The sequence below is a fragment of the Microbacterium sp. Z10_103 genome (assembly GCF_058310455.1).
Genome location: NZ_JBZEGK010000001.1, coordinates 661,337 through 680,909 on the forward strand (window position 1 = coordinate 661,337; position 19,573 = coordinate 680,909).

The window sequence follows — 19,573 nt, forward strand, 5'->3', positions numbered from 1 at the left end:
GCCATCTCGGTGGGTGTCAGACGTTGGCGGTCGCAGAGTGCTCAGCGATGTACGCCCTGCCGGCTTCGGCGATGGTCGCCGCGACGGCACCGGCCTGCGATACCGACAGGGCGTGGGAGGCGCCGCTGATCTCGCGGATGCCGCGGGATGCTGCGCGCTCAGCCCCGGCGCGGTGAACAGCCACGGGGATGTTGAGATCCTGGTCGCCGAAGACGTGCCAGGACGGGATGTCCTTCCACGCCGGTCGGTCGGTGAGGAGCCCTTCGGAGAGCGCGGCCTGTGTGACGGGACGCTGGGTCGCGGCCATCAGCGCGGCGTCGGCGTCCGAGGCATCCGCGGCGAACTGGTGATGGAAGACATCGGGGCGGATCGCGAACTCGTTGCCCCCGGTGGTTACCGGATAGGCGACCAGGGCGTCGCCGAGGGTGCTCCCCGGCTCGCTGGTGGAAAGGTCGAACGCGCTTTGTCCCGTATCGGGGACGAACGCGGCGACGTAGACGAGGCCGACCACGGAGTCGTTCGCAGATGCCGCTTCGGTGATCACCATGCCCCCATACGAGTGAGCGACGAGAACGACGGGCCCGTCGACCGACGCGATGACATCGCGCACATATGCGGCGTCGCCGGAGAGACTGCGCAGCGGGTTGGCCGCCGCCACGACGGGAATGCCGTGCGCCAGCAACTCGGCGATCACGGCGTTCCAGGAGGCCGATTCGGCGAAGGCGCCGTGGACGAGGACGACGGTGGGTTTGGGTTCGGACATGAGTTCGGTTCCTTTCACTACGGGTTGTGCGGCTTCCGTCCTTCGCCCGGGAGAGCAGAAGGCTTCTTGAGAGTTACGACCGGTACCACGCCGGCGATGTGACGGCGCGTGGGTTACGTCGAGGAGATCCGTGCGTCAGGGTGGAAGCCGGGAGCTGCTCTCCGTCACATCTGAGGGCGCTGTCCGGTCATTCCTACGAGGGGCGTGCGGTGAGCCCTCGAGCCAAGAGGATGAGGTCTGACATGCGCCCTGCAGATGCGACGGGCTTCGGGACGCTGCCCACAGAGGTCTTCGGACGCGAGCGCAGACGCTTGTTCGGCATCGCCTATCGCATGCTGGGGAGCGTCGCGGACGCCGAGGACATCCTGCAGGAGGTATGGCTCCGGTGGCAGCATGCCGACCATGAGTCGGTGCGTGAACCGGCGGCCTTCCTCACGACGGTGACAACGAGGCTCTGCATCAACGAGATGCAGTCGGCCCGCTCCCGTCGGGAGACGTACATCGGCCCGTGGCTCCCCGAGCCGGTCAATACGGAGGACGACCCCTCGCTCGGCGCGGAGCGCGGGGAGGCTCTCCAGTTCGCGGTTCTGCTGCTCTTGGAGAAGCTCACCCCCACCGAGCGAGCGGCGTACGTGCTGCGCGAGGCACTTGATTACCCGTACGAGCGGATCGCCGACATCGTACGATCATCGGTTCCTGCCGCCCGCCAGCTGGTCAGCCGGGCGCGGAAGCACCTCGCCGAGGAGCGTCGTACTCCCGTGCCCCCAACCGACCATAAGCGATTGCTCGAGGCGTTCCTCGTCGCTGCGCGCGGCGGCGACGTCGCTGCGTTGGAGAACCTGTTCACGGCAGACGTCGTGAGCTACACCGACGGCAACGGTGTGAAGCTGGCTGCCCGCATCCCCGTGTCGGGAAGAACGCGGGTGGCTACATTCGTCGCGGCGTTCTCCGGACACTTCTGGACCGGCAAGACGATCGGCTGGGTGCAGATCAACGGTCAACCGGCCGCCACACTGTCCGAGGAGGGCACCGTGACGACGGTGGTCACGGTGACGGCGGCGGAGGACGGGATCGCGCAGCTCCTGTGGGTGATGAGTCCCGCGAAACTGCGGCACGTCGTTCCGGCTGGGGCATGACCCCACGACCAGCCCGGCCGTGGTCGCACCGAGTCTCCCGCACCGAGCGTTCCGCGCGGCACCTGCGAGTCGTCGTCGAGCACCTGCGCGGTGCACTCAGAGACGGTGATCGCGCGCGTCTGGAGACCGCCCTCCGCCGCCGCGTGACGCTCGTGGTTGACAGCGGAGGCCGGGTACCCGCACCCCCGGTACCCGTACGCGGGCGCTCCGAAGTGGCCGCGATCCTGCTCCAGATGCTGGGCGGAGCCCTCGGCGGCTCCTCGACGGTGGCCTCGGTGAACGGCTCGCCGGCGCTGGTCTATCGGCGAGGCGACACTGCCGTCGCCGTCGTCGTCGCTCACATGCACGGTCCCCGCATCTCCGACGTCTGGGTGGTCGCGAACCCCGACAAACTGCACCACTGGAACGGGCAGTAGCCACCGTCACACATGTGTCCTGCTCCTGGTCAGAACTATCGAGGCGCTACTGGGTGCCATCGGAACGAAAGGCAAGGACATGGCAAAGATCGTCGTCATCGGCGGCACGGGGCTCATCGGGTCCAAGGTCGTCGCGAAACTCACGGAACACGGACATGAGGCTGTCGCTGCTTCACCCAACACGGGAGTCGACAGCATCACCGGCGCGGGCGTCGCCGAAGCGCTGCAGGGGGCGCAGGTGGTCGTCGATGTTTCGAACTCGCCCTCGTTCGCGGCACAGGACGTCATGGACTTCTTCACGACGTCGACGAAGAACCTGCTGGCGGCGGAAGCGGCAGCGGGAGTCGGGCACCACGTCGCCCTGACGATCGTCGGCACCAATCGCCCGCAGAACATCCCGTACTTCCACGCGAAGACGGCGCAGGAGAAGCTCATTCGCGAATCGGGAGTCCCGTACTCGCTGGTGCACGCGACGCAATTCTTCGAGTTCCTGGGCAGCATCGCCGACATCTCGATGAAGGATGATGGCGCCGTCCACCTGCCGGGCGCTCTGATTCAGCCGATCGCCGCCGAGGATGTCGCGACCGCTGTCGCGCGCACAGCGGCGGGCGAGCCGGTCAACGGCGATATCGAGATCGCCGGCCCGGAGACCTTCACCATGGACGAATTCGTCCGTCGCGGGCTGGCTTTCCGCCACGATGCGCGCAGCGTCGTGCAGGACCCCGATGCGCAGTACTACGGCGCCCACATCGACGAGCGCACCCTCATCCCCGTCGACGGCGCGCAGATCTTCGAGACCCGGCTCGAGGACTGGCTCCCGGCCAACCCGCCCCGCGGGTGACGAGGTGAGTGCGGGGCACCCGCTCAAGGGGAAGGTGGCGTTGGTGACGGGAGCGTCATCAGGAATCGGCCGTGCCACCGCCGTGGCGCTCGCACGGCAGGGCGCCTCCGTGGCGCTGGGGGCGAGGAGGTCGGACCGGCTTTCCTCGATCGCAGCGGCCGTGGACGGGGAGATCCTGCCACTCCCGCTGGACGTGACCGACAGGGAGTCGGTGCGTAGAGCTGTCGAGGCCACGGTTCACCGATTCGGCCGACTGGACGTGCTGGTCAACAACGCAGGGCTGATGCAAAGCGGGATGATCCTGGGCGGCGACCTCGGGGAGTGGGACCGGATGGTCGCCACCAACCTCCTCGGGTCGATGTACGCAGTCCACACGGCGCTTCCCCATCTTCTCGACAGCCGCGGCGCAGTGGTTCAGGTGTCTTCCACGTCCGGCCGGATCGCGTCCCTCGGCAGCGGCGTGTACGCCGCGACGAAGTTCGGCATCTCCGCCTTCACGGAGTCGCTGCGACAGGAGGTGACCGAGCGCGGCGTCCGGGTCATCGTCGTGCAGCCGGGCTTCGTCGACACCGAATTGACCGAGCACATCACAGACCCGTCGATGCGGGCGGCAGCCGCGGAGCTGGCGGCCGGGATGCGGCGCCTCCAGCCGGACGACATCGCGAACGCGATCGTGTACGCCCTCACCCAGCCCGACCACGTGGCCGTGAACGAGATACTCGTCAGGCCCACCGATCAGACGCGTTGACCGGGTGGCGGTCAGGGTGTAGCTGACCGCATCCTCGGCGAGCAGGGTCTCCAAGCGCTGGCGGTCACCACCGCGGGCAGCCTCCAGAAAGGCGCGGAACAGGCGGCTGCGTTGTTCCCCGCCCACCCGGCGTCGCCTCGCCTCTTGAGGTGTTGTCGAGCGCGGCTGACGAGCTGTCGGGCGTTCGCCGGGCTGACCTCGAGGATCCCTGCGATCTGCTCAGGAGCGGGGGCCGCGAGGTCGGCTGGGTCGGCGGTCACGCTGCTGTTCGCGCCCCGACGGCGGAGACCACCGGGGAGGGCCGCAGCGATCTCGGATCATCCGGCGGGCACAGGACGCGCCCGCCGCTGCCACTGTTCGAATCGGGTCGGCGCGATGTGCGCGGCAGGGGAGGGGAGCAGGTCGTCGCGGGTGAGTCGGGCGCCGAAGTAGGTGGCCAGGGGATCCGCCACCACCTCCCTCTCGTCTCGGCCGATCCTCATTTCCCGCTCGGCCAGATCCCGTAGCTCGAAGATCTCCGGACCGGCGTATTCGACGATGCCGTCTCCGGGGCCTGCCTCCGCGGCCGTGACCAGCGCCGCCGCCACATCGTCCGCGGCCATGGGCTGGAAGCGAAGGTCGGCGACATGGGCGATGCCGGTGCGGGTGGCGGCATCCGTGATGCTGCGGATGAACTCGAAGAACTGCGTCGCGTGCACCAGGGTGTAGGGGCGGCCCGCTGTGACGACGAGCCTCTCCTGCTCGGCCTTCGCCTGGAAGTACGCGCCCTCAGCACGCGCGAGACGATCCGTATTGACGACCGAGAGCGTGATGTGATGGCCCACCCGGTGCGCGGCTCCGTATGTGAGCAGATTCAGCGTGGAGCCGTAGAAGAACTCCCGGGCACCCGCCTCGTCCGCGTAGGACGAGTTCGATGCGTCGATGATGGTCGCGGCGCCCTCCAGCGCCGTGTCGAGTCCCTCTCCGGTGAAGGAGTTCACACCCGTGGCGCGCGATGCGGCCACGACGTCGTGTCCTCGCGCACGCAGCTGTGCCACTGTGCGCGTGCCGATCAACCCTGTTCCTCCCACAACGACGACCTTCATGACGCACGCCCCTCCGCTCTCGGCGGCGCCGGTGGGCAGCGCTCGCCTCTCGGAAGTATTGACCGGAAGCGGGCTGGATTTGTGACAGGAGCGTCTGTCGCTCAGGCGATGGAGTCGGCAGCCGCCCGGATCGCAGCGAGGGTGGCTTCGGGCTGCGACACCATCGACACGTGGGACGCGTTCACCTCGGTGATGGTCGCGCCGGCGCGCTCGGCCATGCGGCGCTGCGTCTCGATCGGGATGGTGAGGTCGTCAGTGCCGAGCACCGCCCAGCTGGGGATCGACTTCCACGCCGGGGGGCCGGACGGGGTGACGTTCGCGACGAGCGAGGCGGGCCGCTGTGTCGCGACGATCAGCCAGCGGTCGGCTTCGGGGAGGTCTTGAGCGAACGCCGTGTGCACGGCGTCGGGCTTGAGGAACGCATCCGCGGCACCTTCGGGGGCGCCGGGGTAGCCGGCGAGATCGAGAACCGTTGTCGGGTCGGCCACGGCCAGCGCCGATCCGGAGCCCTCCAGGATGCCGACCACGGTCTCGCCCTCATCGGGGATGAAAGCGTCGACATAGACGAGCGCCCGCACATCACCCGCCTGCGCACCGGCGTTCGTGATCACCGCACCCCCGTACGAATGACCGACCAGGACCACCGGGCCGCTCGTGCGTTGCGCCAGGAAGGACGCGATGTAGGCCGCATCCGCGGTCAGCCCCCGAAGCTCGTTCGGCGGCGCCAGAACGGTGTAGCCCTCCGCCTGCAGCGGCCGGACGATGGCATTCCAACTGGATGCGTCTGCCCAGGCGCCGTGGACGAGCACGATCGTGGGCTTGGTGTTCGAAGACATTCGACTTTCCTCCATGACGTCGCCGAGCGGCGAGAGTGTGGATGGTGCGAGTCGCGTCGTGTCAATGTCCCCTGGCGCTTGGCCGTCACGATAGAGCCTCGCGCCGTCCGCCGCCAGAGCGCGGTGGACGAGCGAGGTGTTCGGTTGACCTTTCGTGCCCCGGCGGCCTCAGGCTTCCCCATCCGGGTCGGCGCTGTCGATGACGCCGATCCCCACGGCCTCGTGGTCGGGTTCAGGGTCGAGGGGCTTGTCCGCCTTCTGCTCCTCCCCGGGCTCCTTGGCGACGCTCGGTTCCTGAAGGTCGTCCGTCGAGGGCATGTCGTCGTCGTTGCGCTGTTCGTCGGCGTCGGCTGAGTTGCTCATGGCGCTCCCTTTCGTCTCCTGAAGCGTGTCATTTCGGGCTGGAGACCGGCAACGGGTTGACGAAGCCGAGGCCGGTGGCCGAGCCGGCCTCGGCACGCCGGTCTCGCCGCGCATCCGAGGCCGTGCGGCTCGCCCGCCGGCCTCACCGGATGAGCGCAGACCGGTACCGGCGACGGGCGATCAGCTGCGCGACCCGCAGCAGCGGGTAGAGCACGAACCACCCGGGCGAGCGGGAAGGGCCGGTGAGAGAGCGGATCGTCAGGGTCACCGTATCTCCGGCCCGTGCCAGGATGAACGCCTCCTCTCCGCGCACCGGATGCCCCGGAAGCGTGCGGTACGCGAATCCCACCCGATCCGGCCGCTCCACGACGTCGACCACCTCGACCGGCTCGCGGATGCGGAGACCTGCGATCCGCACCGTGATGGTAGGCCGTGCGCCCACCTGCGCGGGGGCGGAGGGGGCGACGTCGAATCCGCTCCGCGTCTTGACTCTCCATCGAAGGAGATCGGCCGATGCGCGAGACCAGAGTTCCTCACCGGCTCCGAGGGTCACCGTGCGCTGATACCTGCGGAGCCGGGATGCCGGGACCTGCCAGGGTTCCACGCCGGGGGCGGTGTCGGCTCGGTGGCGGATGTTGGCGCCGAGGGAGGCAACGAGATGTTCGTTGCGGCGGCGGATGAGCCGGCGCAAGTACGGGACGAGGACGAGCCCCTCGGCCAGCCGTCCGAAGACGGGAGAGGCGACCGTCAGCGTGTCCGTCATAACGGTGACCTCGCCGGATCGATCGAAGACGTGCTCGTGGTGGAAGGACCGGAAGGGGCCGCTCACCTGCTCATCTACGAAGCGGTTCGGTGACTCGAGCGAAGTGATGCGTGACGTCATCCGGAACCAGACGCCGAAGTGCCGCGCCCGCCACGTCACGTACTCGCCGAGCCCGATGTTCCCGCTCGTGACGCCACCCACGGCGCGCTCGCGGGATCCGCTCATCGAGTCGACATGGGCGTCGATGCTGAGGGAGGCGTCGAATAACCGCTGCTGCGCCGCATCGGTTGCGGTGTGGAGGGTGAATCGACTCGGCACCCTGGGATCCTCTCACCCGCTCCCGTCCCCCCGGCGGCCCCGTCATGTCCCGTCTCTGCAGCTTTCCAATGGCCTGATGCTGCAAAAGCGGGACATGACGGGGCCGATCGGCGCCTAGATGCTCGTGGCGCCCCCGGTGTCGGGGTCGACGACCGCATCCGCGGCGGCCTCCTCGGCGGCGGCGCCCTCTTCGGGCGACTCGGAGCCGGTCTCGGCGGCAGTGTCGTCGGCGGCGGAGGAGTCGTCCTGCTGGCCTCCGGCGTTCTGGGGGCGGTCGGGCGAGGTGGATTCGGTCATGGTGCTCCTTTCGGTTCGCCCCAGCCAACCGCACGTCGCGCGGCGTGAAGGGGGGCTTGCGGACGACTGCGCGAGCGGTCTCCCGCGTGCGGCCTGGTCCCTCCTTCTCGCTACACACCGTTCGCGCGCAGTCAACCCGCCCGACGAGTGGGCTCGCTCCGCGTAAACCGGATACGCCCGGTGCCCCCACCGGCATCCGAGAGGACCACCATGTCGGAAAACCAGAAGACAGCACCCCACCCCGAGAGCGACGCCAAGCCGGATTCTCCGAACGACCTCACGAAGCGTTCCTGGAAGTACGTCTTCGTCAAGGCGATCCGGGAGTTCTCCTCGGATCAATGTCTCGATATCGCGGCGGCGCTCACGTACTTCGGCGTGCTCGCGATCTTCCCCGGGCTGATCGCCGTGTTCTCCCTCCTGGGGGTGTTCGGGCAGGGCGACCAGACCGCCAACGCCGTGCTCGACATCGTCGAGCAGGTCGCTCCGGGAGGCACCGCCGACGCCCTGCGCGGGCCGATCGAGCAGATCGCGTCCTCGCCCGGCGCCGGCTTCGCTCTCGTCAGCGGTATCGTGCTGGCGATCTGGTCTGCCTCGGGGTACGTCGGCGCCTTCAGTCGTGCGATGAACCGGATCTACGAGATCGAGGAGGGCCGACCCTTCTGGAAGCTCAAGCCCGTTCAGCTCCTGCTGACCGTCGTCATCGTCATCCTGGTCACCCTCTCCGCCCTCATTCTGGTCGTCTCCGGGCCGATCGCCGAAGCCATCGGCGGCGCCATCGGGCTGGGGGAGGTCGCCCTGACGGTGTGGCAGATCGCGAAGTGGCCCGTCCTGCTGATCATCGTCGTCCTGACGATCGCGCTCCTCTATTACGGAACGCCCAACGCCAAGCAGCCGAAGTTCCGGTGGATCAGTATCGGGGCCATCATCGCGATCGTCGTCCTGGCCATCGCGACGGCGGGCTTCCTCTTCTACATCTCGAACTTCTCCAACTACGACCGTACGTACGGATCGCTCGCGGGCGTGATCGTGTTCCTGTTGTGGTTGTGGATCGCGAACCTCGCCATCCTGTTCGGCGCCGAGTTCGACGCGGAGCTCGAGCGGGGGCGGCAGTTGCAGTCCGGGATCGCTGCGGAGGAGGACATCCAGCTCCCGCCACGCGACACGAAGAAGAGCGACAAAGCGGCGGAGAAGGAGAAGAAGGACATCGAGGAGGGCCGCCGCATCCGCCTGCAGCACGGCGAGCATCACGACTCATAGCGCACGATCCCCCGGTTGGCGAGCCTATCTTCGGCACGTCTGCCGCGGGTAGCGTAAGAGCGCGGGGGATACACCCCCGGCCGTCAGAGAGAGGAGACCACATGGGACTCGATGACAAGATCAAGAACGCCGCCCAGGACGCCGCCGGTCACGCCAAGGAAGCCGCCGGTAAGGGTACCGACGATGAGAACTTGGAGCGTGAGGGCAAGGCCGACCAGACGAAGGCCAACCTGAAGAAGGCTGGCGAGAACGTCAAGGACGCGTTCAAGTAAGCAGAAGCCAGGAACGCCCCGACCGTCACGCGGTCGGGGCGTTCCTCTTTTTCGCCTCAGCACGGGCCGGCGAGGGGCAACGAAGTCACCGTGGACCCTACCCGCGGACTCCCCGCACGCGTAGGGTGCAGAGGCCATGGCCCTCGATGCACGTGTCCGTACTCTTGCGGACCACGCCTACGCCCAGGCTCCCCGGACGGTGCTGGAGGAGCTGGGTTCGTCCCGCGCGGGCCTGTCGACGTCAGAGGCGACGGCACGGCTGGCGGAGGGGGGACCGAACCGGCTGCCCGAGCAGCGACGCCGCCCAGCGCTGGTGCGGCTGCTCGGCCATTTCAACAACATCCTCATCTACATCCTGCTCGCCTCGGCGGTCATCAAGGTGGTCTACCGCGACTGGCTGGACTTCGGCGTCATCCTCGCCGTCGCCGTCGTCACGGCACTGATCGGGTTCCTCCAGGAGGGGCAGGCCGAGCGGGCGCTCGCCGGTATCCGCGACATGCTCTCGCTGTCTGCGCGCGTTCGCCGTGATGGGCGCTGGGCAGAGATCCCCGCGGAGGACGTGGTGCCTGGGGACATCGTCCGCGTCCGGGCGGGCGACAAGGTGCCCGCCGACATGCGCCTGGTGTCCGCGTCGCAGGTGGAGATCGACGAGTCAGCGCTCACGGGCGAGTCGGTGCCCGTAGCCAAATCGACCGAGGCGACGCTCCTCGATGCCGGGCTCGGCGATCGTGTCGGAATGGCGTACTCGGGGACGCTCGTGACGCGTGGCAGCGCGGACGGCGTCGTCACCGCGACGGGCGGTGACACGGAGATCGGACACATCCAGAGCCTGATCGCCGAGGCGCAGCCCCTCACGACGCCGCTGACCCGACAGCTCGCGGCGCTCAGCACGCAGATCGCGGTCCTCATCCTCGTCACTGCGGCGGTCATGACGGTCGTCGGATTGGTTCTGCATGACCAGTCCCCTGAGTCGCTGCTGGATTCGGCGATCACCTTCGCGGTGGCCGCGGTTCCGGAGGGCTTGCCGGCCATCGTGACCATCACCCTCGCGCTCGGCGTGCAGCAGATGGCGAAGCGGCAGGCGATCACGCGCAAGCTCACCGCCGTCGAGACGCTCGGGGCCGTGACGACCATCTGCTCGGACAAGACGGGCACGCTCACGCTCAACGAGATGACGGTGCGAGCTGCCGTCACACCGGCCGACACCTACGCCGTCGCGGGCGAGGGTTATCGTCCGGAGGGCGAGGTGCGCGGTTCGGACGGCGACGTGGTGACGCTGACGGATGCGCCTGACCTCGGTGAGCTCGTATCGGCCATGGCGCGGTGCAACGACGCGGCGGTGCGGCGTGATGGCGACGCGTGGACCGTGGTGGGCGCGCCGACCGAGGGCAGCCTGGTGGTGCTCGCCCGGAAGCTGGGCTATGACCCGGCGGGCCGTACCCGGCTCGACGAGCTGCCCTTCGACTCGGCGCTCAAGTTCATGGCTGTGCTCGATCGCGATGCCGACGGCGTGGTGCACGTGATCGCCAAGGGCGCTCCCGACCGTCTGCTCGAGCGCTGCCGCGATGAGCTCGCCCCCGATGGAACGGTGCGGCCGCTGGACGCCGGCCGATGGCACGCCGTGATCGCAGAGCTGGGCGGCGCAGGTCTGCGTACCCTGGCCGCGGCCTCGGCTCCGGCGTCCCCCTCGCACGTGCTCGGCCCCGCTACGGTCCGCGATCTCACTTTCCTCGGACTGGTCGGCATCGCCGACCCGCCACGCCCCGAGGCGATCCGCGCGATCCACGAGTGCCGGGATGCCGGCATCCGCGTCACCATGATCACCGGCGATCACGCCGTGACCGCCGCGGCGATCGGCGGAGACCTCGGTATCGCGCTCGGTGCTACGCCCTTCGTGGTGACCGGCGCGGAGGTGGACGCCATGAGCGATGCCGAACTGGCCCACATCGCCCCTGACGTCGACGTGTTCGCGCGCACCAGCCCCGAGCACAAGATCAGGGTTGTGAGGGCGCTGCAATCCCGCGACCAGGTCGTCGCGATGACCGGCGATGGCGTGAATGATGCGCCCGCCCTCGCCCGCGCCGACATCGGGATCGCCATGGGCGTCAATGGCACCGAGGCGACGAAGGACGCCGCCGATATCGTCCTGGCCGACGACAACTTCGCCACCATCGAGCGCGCGGTGTCGGAAGGCCGCCGCATCTTCGACAACATCCAGAAGTCGCTGATGTTCATCCTGCCGACGACCTTCGGGCAGGCGCTGGTCGTCCTCACCGCCGTGCTCGTCGGGTATGTCCCGCCACTGCAACCGACGCAGGTGTTGTGGGTCAACCTCGTCACGGCGGTCACGTTGTCGATCGCTCTCGCGTACGAGCCGGCTGAGCGGGGCATCATGCAGCGTCCACCCCGGGATGCCAAGGGGCCGGTGATCGATCGCATTCTGTTTCCTCGCGTGGGGTGGGCGGCCCTGCTGATCGCCGCAGCATCCACGGGGGTGTTCTTCTACGAGATGAACACCGGTTCGCCGTTCGCGGTGGCCCAGACCAGCGCGGTCACGCTCCTCGTCTTCGCCCAGGTCGCGTACCTCTTCAATTCGAGGTTCCTGCGCAGCAGCGGCTTCACGTGGCGCGTCTTGAGCGGGAACCCCGTGGTGTGGTACTCGATCGGTGTGCTGGTGGTTCTTCAGCTGCTTCTGATCTACGCGCCGTTCATGCAGTCCTGGTTCCACACGGCACCCCTCGGCCCGGAGGAGTGGCTCCGCGTGGGAGCACTGTCGGCGGCCATTTTCGTCGCGGTCGAGGTGGAGAAGGCGTTCGCCATCGCAGCGGAGCGCCGACCGCGGCGGCACGCTCCCGGGGGCGGTTCAGTCTCGGTTAGGACTGCTAAGCCGGAATAACGTGACAGAGTACGGCTATGAACTCCTTCGGTGAATTCGTTGAGGTATGGCCGGCGCACCGATCGGAGACCCTTCCGCGCGACGCGTACGAGGACCCCGCAGATGGTTCGGGCACCGCCCCCGTCGATGCCGCGATCCCTCCGACCATCGCGGCCCTGGACTACTCTCCGTCGCTGCGCACCGTCGGAACCTGCGAGGCTGCGCTCATCGCGGTCGCGCAGGCAGACACCGGAGCTGCAGGCGCGCCGGCGGCCGTGCTGCGATTCATGATCCGATGCGAGTCGATCGCCTCTTCACGCATCGACGGCATCGGGGTGAGCCCCACTGAGTACGCGAAGGCGGAGGCGGGGCTCGGCGACGACGAGAACGCGACGCGGGCGGTTCGAGCCGGCGAGGCGCTGGACGCCCTCCTCCGGAGCATCGACGCCCACGGGGTTTTCACCGTCGACGGCATCCGGTCTGCCCATGCGGTGCTTCTCGCAGGCGCTGCGGAGGGCGCCTTCGTCGCCGGCCAGGTGCGTGACACGCAGACCTGGATCGGCTCTGCCGGGGCTCCGCGAGACGCGGCGTACATGCCACCCACTGCGGCCCGGGTACCGGCGCTGCTGGCGGATCTGGTGGCGTATCTCAACCGCGACGACGTCCCGGTGATCGTGCAGGCTGCGATCGGGCACGCGCAGTTCCTCTCGATCCGTCCGTTCGTGCGCGGTAACGGCCGCATCGGTCGCGCACTCCTCGGCGCCTCCTTACGGCGGAGGGGAGTGAGCAGCCATGCGCTCGTACCGGTGACCTGCGGCCTGCTTGCGCGGCCGGCGGAGTACCTCGAATCGCTCGTGGCGTACCGAGACGGCGACCCCTCGCCGATCATCGTCCTGGTCGCGAACTGCGCGCGCGTCGCCGCGACCGAATCGCGTGTGGGTGCCGTCCGCGTGAAGGAACTCCCCGAGACGTGGGGCGCCGCGGCGAAGCCGAGACGCGGGTCTGCCGCTGCCGCGCTCATCCCCGCGTTCGCGGAGCACCCGGCAATGGGCGCTGCGGAGGTCGAACAGTTCTCCGGGGCAGGGCGCGCGCAGGCCTACCAGGCGGTGGAGCGGCTCGAGGCGGCCGGCGTGATCCGCGAGGTCACCGCGCGCAAGCGCGGCCGAGTGTGGGTGGCAACCGATGTGCTGACCGAGCTGGACGACCTCGACCGCCGTATTCAAGAGCGCATGCGCGCCGGCCGGTGACAGGAGACCGTCTGGCAACAGAGGCGTGAGGGCTCAATCCCGCGGGTAGGAATGAACGAAGTCCCGGAGGGCATCTTCGTCGGGGAGATCGACCCATAACCGGATGCTGTCCGTGTCCGCGCCGACCCCGTTCACCAGGGCAGCACCACCGATGCGGTCCAGCAACGGCGCCATCCGCTCGGCTCGCACGGTCGAGACATAGCCGATTCCACGGCCCTCCGCATACACCGCGATGGCGGCGGAGTGGCGTCGATTGCCGGGCTCCCGCCGCAGGACGTACAGACGATCACCGGCGATGCCCCGCTCCGGATCGTGAACGCGGTACGGGGTGCCCTTGACCCGCACTCGGGTCGACTCGAGTGCGCGCAGGTCGGGAAGCGTCCCGTGGTCGAGCGCAGGCATCGACAGCAGGTGTCGGACGCGTTCCCACCAGACAGGCATGTATCGACGGTATCGGCCGGCGCCTGTGAGACCACCCGGCCTGCCGTCCGCAGGCACCGCGCGGCGTGTCAGCGGACGACTGCGGTGGCCGTGGACAGGGTCAGGAGCACATCGTGGCTGGTCGACCCGAGCAGGAAGCGCGCGACGGCTCCCCGCCCACGAGACCCCACGACTGCCAGGCGGGCGTCGGCTGCCACGCGATTGATGAGCATCGCGGGATCGCTGGCTTCGACGATTCGTCGCACCTCGAGGTCGGGGTAGTCCTGGGCAAGACCGGCGAGGGAGAGCCCCATCGCCTCCTCTGTCAGCCGCCGCGCGTTCTCGCGATAGTCGTCGGGGTAGGTGATCACGCCGAGTGTCGCGGTGATGGGCGTCCACGCGCTGACCGCGATCAGCGGCTCGCCCAGCCGATCCGCCTCGGTGGCGGCGAATCGGATCGCGGCCTCCGACAGTTCGGAGCCGTCGACTCCGACGACCACGCCGGTGCGGCCGGCAAGGTCGAACTGGGGTACCACGACGACAGGGCACGATGCAGCGGCGGCGACCCGCACGCCATGGGGGCCACGAGTGATCCCTGATCGGGGGCCGCGGAAGTCGCTGCCGATCACGAGGAGGTCGGCAGTCTCGGACGCGGTCAGGAGTTCTTCCACCGGCTTGCCACGCGTGACGCGCACTTCCGCGGCGCCGAGCCGTTCGGCTTCACGCTCCAGTTGCGCCCGGGTCGTCTCGACGGCGTGTTCCAGGACGTCACCCTCGCCGACCACGCCGAGCGCGCCGCCGACGACCGACATCAGCACCAGCCGATCGCCGCGATCGGACGCGCGCTGGGCAGCCCACTCCGCCGCCGCGCGCGCCGCTGGGGAGTCGGTCATCCCGACCAGGATCGTTCCGTTCATGCGTATGCCTCCGCTGCCAGCGTATCGGCGTGACATCCACACCCCGTGCAGCGCGGGGCGCCGGGACGGTGCTCAGCCGCTCCGTCGCGCGTCACCGAGTCCCGTGTCACCGCGGCGGGGCCGCCGCGGAGGGCCTGCGTCGCGTCAGGCTGGCGAGGACCAGCAGCGAGCCGACCACCAGGCCGCCGGCGCCGGCCCAGAGGAGAGGCGCGGGAGTGTCCGCTCCCGTGGCCGGGAGCACCCCGGGCACCTCTGCGCGGCGCGTCACCGTGTTGGTGATCGTCGCCGTTGCCCCCGTCTCGGTGATGAAGACCTCCTGAGGCGCGTCGGTCGTCACCTCCACCATGGACGTCGCACCGGTCGCGGGCTCAGCGATGACGCAGGTTGCGCCGACGGCGATGCCCGGGAAGGTGAAGACCTGGGTCGTGGACGCGCCCTGGGGGATGTCCGCTACCCGTGCCACGCCGTCACCGCAATCGACGGTCAGCTGACTTGCCCCTTGTTGGCCCACTCCGGCGCCCGTGAAGGCCTTGTTGACGGTCAGACTGGCCGCCGCGAAGAACTCCGCAGGCGCTTGGGCGGTGGCCTCCAAAGTGGCCGTCTCGGCAAGGACGAGTTTTTGCAACTCATCGACGCCCGGTGCCAGACCGTCATAGAGGTACACCCGCCCGCGCTGGACGGTCACGACCGCTCGAGCGCTCAGCAGCGTCTCGTCTACCGCGTCGGTTCCGCTGCCCACCCACACCTGGGCCCCCGAGGTGGTCGGGTAGGGGTTGGGGAGAGGAGCGGTGGCCGCCGCGTCACCGTACATCGTGTACCCGTCGGGTACTGAGAGGGTCACGCTGGGGGCGTCCGTTGCCACGGTGAACGGGCCGGCCGCCGACCCCACCGGCGCGGCGGCAGCGGGCGGAGTGATGGACACCGCCGGGGGAGGCGGCTCGGTCACAGGGCCGTTGAGCTGCGCGGCCGCGATGATTTCTGCCGTCGCTGCCCGCATCGGCAAGCCTGCGTTCAGGATGAAGCCGTCCGTGAAGTACCAGATGGCCGATTGCACGGCGGCGGCCTGTTCGCCTTCGGACAGACCCGCCGGTTCGCCGGGGACCGCGGGGTAGAAGTTGTTCAGAATGTAGGCGACGTACCCGAGGTTCTGGACGTTCGATTCGTCCCACGTTGCGTTCTCGTAACCGCCGCCGATCAGGGTCCCGACGCGGACGTCGATGCAGTACATCTCCGCGGTCAGTGCCGGATTAGTCACGCTCGCGGTGTTGATCAGCCCGGTGAGGCCGCCGCCCTGGGTGTATTCCGCGGGGGGTGCAGCGGGGTAGGGCGCCGTCGGATCCTGCGGCGTCGGAGTGGCCGGATACCCTCCCGTCAACCTCGCTCCGGTTCCGACGCCGGTCACCTCGATATCGGTGTTCGGTCCGTCCGGCGATTCGATGATGGGAGACTCCTCGGTGAGCCTCGCTTGGGCAGACCCCCCGACCGGGAGGAAGAAGACGAAGGTGAGAGCGGCCATCCCGGCCATCGCGGCCGTCGCCCAGAGGACGGACGCGGGGAGACGTCTGCCGGGGTTCCGGGATCGAAGACGGGGGCGCGAGTAGGTCACGGGGAGGCCTTTCGTCGGTGTGGGGGCGCGGCTACGACCAAGGCGGTCGCCCCGGGTTGGCGGAGGAGCGTCAGACGCGCGGCCACCAGGAGGGCGCCCCCCAGCAGCCCCGCGAGGCCGCCCCACAAGAGCGGGAACGGAGTTTCCGTGCCCGTCGCCGGGAGAACTCCGGGCACATCCCCACGCCGTGTCACGGTGTTGGTGATCGTCGCCGTCGCGCCCGTGTCGGTGATCACGACCTGCTGAGGCGCGTCGCTGGTCACATCCACCGCGGTGGTCGCACCCGTCGTCGGTTCGGTGATGACGCACGTGGCCCCCACCCGAATACCCGGGAACGGGAACGACTGAGTCGTGGACGCGCCGGCTGGGATGGTCGTCGAACGCGGAACCCCGTCGCCGCAGTCGACGACCAGCTCCATCGCTCCCTGCTGGCCGACGGCGTCACCGGCGAAGACCTTGGTGATCGTGAGGCCGGCCACGGCGAAGAACTCGGCGGTCGCCTGCGCCGTCGCCGTCGTCTCCAGCTGGGCCGTCTCGGCGAGGATGAGAGGCTGGGACTCCGGGAGGCCCGGTGCCAGGCCGTCGTAGAGGTAGACCCGGCCACGCGGCACGGCGACCGATGCGGTCGCGGTCAGGACCGTCGTATCGGCCGCGCCGGAGTCGCTGCCGACCCACACCTGTGCGCCCGAGGTGGTGGTGTACGGGTTGGGGAGAGGGGTGCCCCCGACCGCACTGCCGTACATGGCGTATCCGGCGGGGACAGCGAGGGTCACCGCCGCGGCGTCGGCGGTGACGGTGAACGGTCCGGCGAGGGAGCCCACCCCCACGGAGCTCGAGGCCGGAGTGATGGCGAGCGGGAGCTCAGGCTCCGGGGCCGGGGAGTTCCCCTGCGCGTCGGCGATGATCTCGGCCGTGGCGGCACGGACGCTGTCGGCAGGGTCGAGCACGAAGCCGTCGGTGAAGTACCAGATCGCCGCCTGTACCGCGGCGGCGCGCTGGTTCGGCGTGCCCAGCGTGGCCGGGGCGCCGGGGACGGCCGGGTAGTAGTTGTTCAGGATGTAGGCCACCTGCCCGAGGTTCGCTACCTCCGACTCGCTCCAGGAGCCGGACTCGTACCCGACACCGACGTACGCGGGGGTGCGAGCGCTGATGCAGAACACCTGCCCCCTTTGGCTCAGATCCGAGACGCGGGCCACGTTGAGCACGCCGGCGAACCCGCTCCGCACGGTATACCCCGCGGGGGGTGCGGCAGGGTAGTCCGCTTGCGGATCCGGCACGACGGCGGTGGCCGGATATCCGCCGCTGATCCTCTGGCCCGCGCCGGTCGACGCCAGCTCGATCGCGGTGTCCGGCCCGTCCGGCGACTCGATGACCGGCGCCCCGTCCTCGATCCACGCGTTCGCCGCTCCTCCGGCGGGGAAGATCGCCAAGGCGAGAACACCCACCGCGGTGATCGCGGAGAGCCAGGCGGTTGTGGCTGTGGTGCGTTGACGGGGCCGACGGGACCGAAGGCGGCGCTGTCCGGTCACGGGGCGACCTTTCGTCGGTGACGAGGGGCGACGGAGGCGATTCCGCGTCGTTCGCATCCAGGGAGATTGATGACGCATCCTCAGTGAATCGCGGGCGGTACGGCGGTAGAAGGGTCGAAGGTCCTGAGGACTTAAGGCACGAAACGACGTGCCGCACCTGCCCCTAGACGGGCGCCGGATGTGCGCTTACTCTGTGCCCACCTGGACGGGAGGGTGCCCCCATGTTCGGAGACGAAGAGGTCGCACGGACGGCCGAAGATGTGTGCTCATCGAGCCCCGAAACACCGACGGTGAGGATCTTCGTCGTTTACGCGCGAGAGCTCATGAGGCGCGGTTTGCGACAGCTCGTCGAGAGCACGCCCGGCCTCGTGCTGGTCGGAGAGGCCCCGCTCCAAAGCGGAAGCAGCCGGCGGATCGCCCAGACCCGCACCGACGTGGTGATCATCGACGCGTGTCCGCCCGATGACGACGTGGTGGATCTCGCGCGCGGGATCCGCCTGAAGAATCGGCGTATCCGGTGCGTGCTCATCGGCTGCACCGACCGGGAGGAGACACGCCGCGCCGCGGCCGCCAGCGGTGCTGACGGTTTCCTGACGGACGACGTGCGAGCGCGCGTACTGCTCGAGGTCATCCGCAGGGTGGCACGCGGTCAGCGCATGACGACGAGACCGACGGGCGATGTGCAGCCCCCGTTGACACCCGCGGCCGTCTCGGCACAGGATCCACACCTGACCACCCGCGAAAAACAGGTGCTGGGCCTGATCGCGACCGGGCTGACGAACAGGGAGATCGGTGGGCGGCTCGGCCTGGCGGAGAAGACGGTGAAGAACTACGTTTCCGCGCTGATGGCGAAGCTGCACGTGGAACACCGCACTCAGGCAGCGATCTACCAGATGAGACAGAACGCGAACGAGAGTCCGCGTGAAACTCAGCCGGTGGGGAACGGTGACCTGGTGCGTCGACCCGGCGCGTCGTTCTGAAAAGGTCGGCGGCGGGACCTCGACCTGTACCGCCGCCGACCGGCCTCAGAGGATCGGCTTGCCGCCGGTCACAGCGATGCGGGCACCGGAGACATAGCTCGCCTCATCCGACGCCAGCAGCACGTACACCGGCGCGAGCTCGGCCGGCTGTGCGGCGCGACCCAGGGGTGTCTGCTCCCCGAAGCTGGCGACGGTATCGGGCGGCATCGTGGCGGGGATCAGTGGCGTCCACACCGGCCCGGGCGCGACGCTGTTGGCACGGATGCCGCGGTCGCCGAGCATCTGGGCGAGGGAGGCGACCATGCTCGCGATCGCGGCCTTGGTCGCGGCGTAGGGCAGCAGGTTCGGCGAGGGTTGATCGGACTGGATCGAGGACGACCCGATGATGGATGCCCCGGCCTTGAGGTGTGGCAACGACGCTTTCACCAGGTGGAAGAAGGCGCTGACGTTGGTCGCCCAGGTGTAGTCCCACTCTTCGTCGGAGACCTCCTCGAGGCTCGGGTGATCCATCTGGAATGCGGCGTTACTGACGAGAATGTCGAGGCCGCCCAGCTCTTCGATCGTCTTCGCGACCAGCGATCGGCAATGCGCGGGGTCGGAGATGTCGCCAGGGAGGAGGAGTGCCCTGCGGCCGGCGTCCTCGATGAATCTCTTCGCCTCCTCGGCGTCCTCATGCTCGTTGAGATAGCTGATCGCGACGTCCGCGCCCTCCCGGGCATAAGCCAGTGCGACGGCCTTGCCGATGCCGCTGTCGCCACCGGTGATGAGCGCGACCTTGCCCTCGAGCCGGCCGGAACCGCGGTAGCTGTCCTCGCCGTAGTCGGGCTTCGGGTCCATCTTCTGGTCGGATCCGGGTACCGGCTGCTGCTGCGCGGGCTGGTTCATGCGCGACCTCCTGAAAATG

20 protein-coding genes are annotated in these 19,573 nt (G+C 68.9%); 9 read left to right on the plus strand and 11 right to left on the minus strand.

Translation table 11 applies throughout. From position 1 onward, the window contains the following. Positions 1-16: 16 nt before the first annotated feature. A complete protein-coding gene (locus AC4FS2_RS02965; protein ID WP_491153652.1) occupies positions 17-763 on the minus strand; it encodes an alpha/beta fold hydrolase in 747 nt (248 codons plus the stop codon). A 242-nt stretch (positions 764-1,005) separates the two neighbouring features. Here AC4FS2_RS02965 and AC4FS2_RS02970 point away from each other — a divergent pair, with 242 nt between their 5' ends. The 4 genes from AC4FS2_RS02970 to AC4FS2_RS02985 all read left to right on the plus strand — a co-directional run bounded on the left by AC4FS2_RS02970 (position 1,006) and on the right by AC4FS2_RS02985 (position 3,904). Beyond that, positions 1,006-1,899: an RNA polymerase sigma-70 factor gene (locus AC4FS2_RS02970; RefSeq protein WP_491153650.1), complete on the plus strand. Its 894-nt coding sequence runs from the start codon at positions 1,006-1,008 to the stop codon at positions 1,897-1,899. Continuing rightward, positions 1,896-2,315, plus strand: a complete 420-nt coding sequence (locus AC4FS2_RS02975) for a sigma-70 family RNA polymerase sigma factor family protein (RefSeq protein ID WP_491153647.1) — start codon at positions 1,896-1,898, stop codon at positions 2,313-2,315. The genes AC4FS2_RS02970 and AC4FS2_RS02975 overlap by 4 nt, the downstream gene beginning before the upstream one ends. Positions 2,316-2,394: 79 nt before the next feature. Then, a complete protein-coding gene (locus AC4FS2_RS02980; RefSeq protein ID WP_491153645.1) occupies positions 2,395-3,156 on the plus strand; it encodes an SDR family oxidoreductase in 762 nt (253 codons plus the stop codon). Positions 3,157-3,160: 4 nt separating this feature from the next. Then, positions 3,161-3,904, plus strand: a complete 744-nt coding sequence (locus AC4FS2_RS02985; protein ID WP_491176359.1) for an SDR family NAD(P)-dependent oxidoreductase — start codon at positions 3,161-3,163, stop codon at positions 3,902-3,904. A gap of 317 nt (positions 3,905-4,221) precedes the next feature. Here AC4FS2_RS02985 and AC4FS2_RS02990 read toward each other — a convergent pair whose 3' ends face one another. The 5 genes from AC4FS2_RS02990 to AC4FS2_RS03010 form a co-directional block, all read right to left on the minus strand. Next, complete coding sequence (locus AC4FS2_RS02990; RefSeq protein WP_491153641.1) at positions 4,222-4,989, minus strand: SDR family oxidoreductase; 768 nt, start codon at positions 4,987-4,989, stop codon at positions 4,222-4,224. Positions 4,990-5,090: 101 nt separating this feature from the next. Further along, positions 5,091-5,825 carry an alpha/beta fold hydrolase gene (locus AC4FS2_RS02995; protein ID WP_491153639.1) on the minus strand — a complete coding sequence of 245 codons (735 nt, stop codon included), beginning with the start codon at positions 5,823-5,825 and terminating at the stop codon, positions 5,091-5,093. Between the two features lie 168 nt (positions 5,826-5,993). Continuing rightward, positions 5,994-6,188, minus strand: a complete 195-nt coding sequence (locus AC4FS2_RS03000; RefSeq protein ID WP_491153637.1) for a hypothetical protein — start codon at positions 6,186-6,188, stop codon at positions 5,994-5,996. A 142-nt stretch (positions 6,189-6,330) separates the two neighbouring features. After that, entirely contained in the window at positions 6,331-7,269 is a 939-nt protein-coding gene (locus tag AC4FS2_RS03005; protein ID WP_491153635.1) for a DUF1990 family protein, read from the minus strand. A 114-nt stretch (positions 7,270-7,383) separates the two neighbouring features. Further along, positions 7,384-7,566: a hypothetical protein gene (locus tag AC4FS2_RS03010; RefSeq protein ID WP_491153634.1), complete on the minus strand. Its 183-nt coding sequence runs from the start codon at positions 7,564-7,566 to the stop codon at positions 7,384-7,386. A gap of 210 nt (positions 7,567-7,776) precedes the next feature. Between AC4FS2_RS03010 and AC4FS2_RS03015 the strand changes: the two genes are divergently transcribed. From AC4FS2_RS03015 to AC4FS2_RS03030, 4 genes are all read left to right on the plus strand, one after another. Continuing rightward, positions 7,777-8,823 (plus strand): YihY/virulence factor BrkB family protein, encoded by a 1,047-nt coding sequence (locus tag AC4FS2_RS03015; protein ID WP_491153632.1) that lies wholly within the window; start codon positions 7,777-7,779, stop codon positions 8,821-8,823. A 101-nt stretch (positions 8,824-8,924) separates the two neighbouring features. Continuing rightward, positions 8,925-9,095 carry a CsbD family protein gene (locus AC4FS2_RS03020; RefSeq protein WP_484509786.1) on the plus strand — a complete coding sequence of 57 codons (171 nt, stop codon included), beginning with the start codon at positions 8,925-8,927 and terminating at the stop codon, positions 9,093-9,095. A gap of 136 nt (positions 9,096-9,231) precedes the next feature. After that, positions 9,232-11,991 carry a cation-translocating P-type ATPase gene (locus AC4FS2_RS03025; protein WP_491153630.1) on the plus strand — a complete coding sequence of 920 codons (2,760 nt, stop codon included), beginning with the start codon at positions 9,232-9,234 and terminating at the stop codon, positions 11,989-11,991. A gap of 17 nt (positions 11,992-12,008) precedes the next feature. Beyond that, the gene (locus AC4FS2_RS03030; protein WP_491153628.1) at positions 12,009-13,217 is read left to right on the plus strand and encodes a Fic family protein; all 1,209 of its coding nucleotides are present in this window, start codon (positions 12,009-12,011) and stop codon (positions 13,215-13,217) included. A gap of 33 nt (positions 13,218-13,250) precedes the next feature. Here AC4FS2_RS03030 and AC4FS2_RS03035 read toward each other — a convergent pair whose 3' ends face one another. From AC4FS2_RS03035 to AC4FS2_RS03050, 4 genes are all read right to left on the minus strand, one after another. After that, positions 13,251-13,658 (minus strand): HIRAN domain-containing protein, encoded by a 408-nt coding sequence (locus AC4FS2_RS03035; RefSeq protein WP_491153626.1) that lies wholly within the window; start codon positions 13,656-13,658, stop codon positions 13,251-13,253. A 68-nt stretch (positions 13,659-13,726) separates the two neighbouring features. Next, positions 13,727-14,554 (minus strand): universal stress protein, encoded by an 828-nt coding sequence (locus AC4FS2_RS03040; RefSeq protein WP_491153624.1) that lies wholly within the window; start codon positions 14,552-14,554, stop codon positions 13,727-13,729. Between the two features lie 106 nt (positions 14,555-14,660). After that, positions 14,661-16,070, minus strand: a complete 1,410-nt coding sequence (locus tag AC4FS2_RS03045; protein ID WP_491176361.1) for a thioester domain-containing protein — start codon at positions 16,068-16,070, stop codon at positions 14,661-14,663. Between the two features lie 86 nt (positions 16,071-16,156). Continuing rightward, positions 16,157-17,689 (minus strand): thioester domain-containing protein, encoded by a 1,533-nt coding sequence (locus AC4FS2_RS03050; protein WP_491153621.1) that lies wholly within the window; start codon positions 17,687-17,689, stop codon positions 16,157-16,159. A 221-nt stretch (positions 17,690-17,910) separates the two neighbouring features. Here AC4FS2_RS03050 and AC4FS2_RS03055 point away from each other — a divergent pair, with 221 nt between their 5' ends. Next, positions 17,911-18,669: a LuxR C-terminal-related transcriptional regulator gene (locus AC4FS2_RS03055; RefSeq protein ID WP_491153620.1), complete on the plus strand. Its 759-nt coding sequence runs from the start codon at positions 17,911-17,913 to the stop codon at positions 18,667-18,669. A 45-nt stretch (positions 18,670-18,714) separates the two neighbouring features. On the opposite strand, the gene AC4FS2_RS03060 is transcribed toward AC4FS2_RS03055, so the two are convergent. Beyond that, positions 18,715-19,554 carry an SDR family oxidoreductase gene (locus tag AC4FS2_RS03060; protein WP_491153618.1) on the minus strand — a complete coding sequence of 280 codons (840 nt, stop codon included), beginning with the start codon at positions 19,552-19,554 and terminating at the stop codon, positions 18,715-18,717. Positions 19,555-19,573 lie beyond the last annotated feature (19 nt).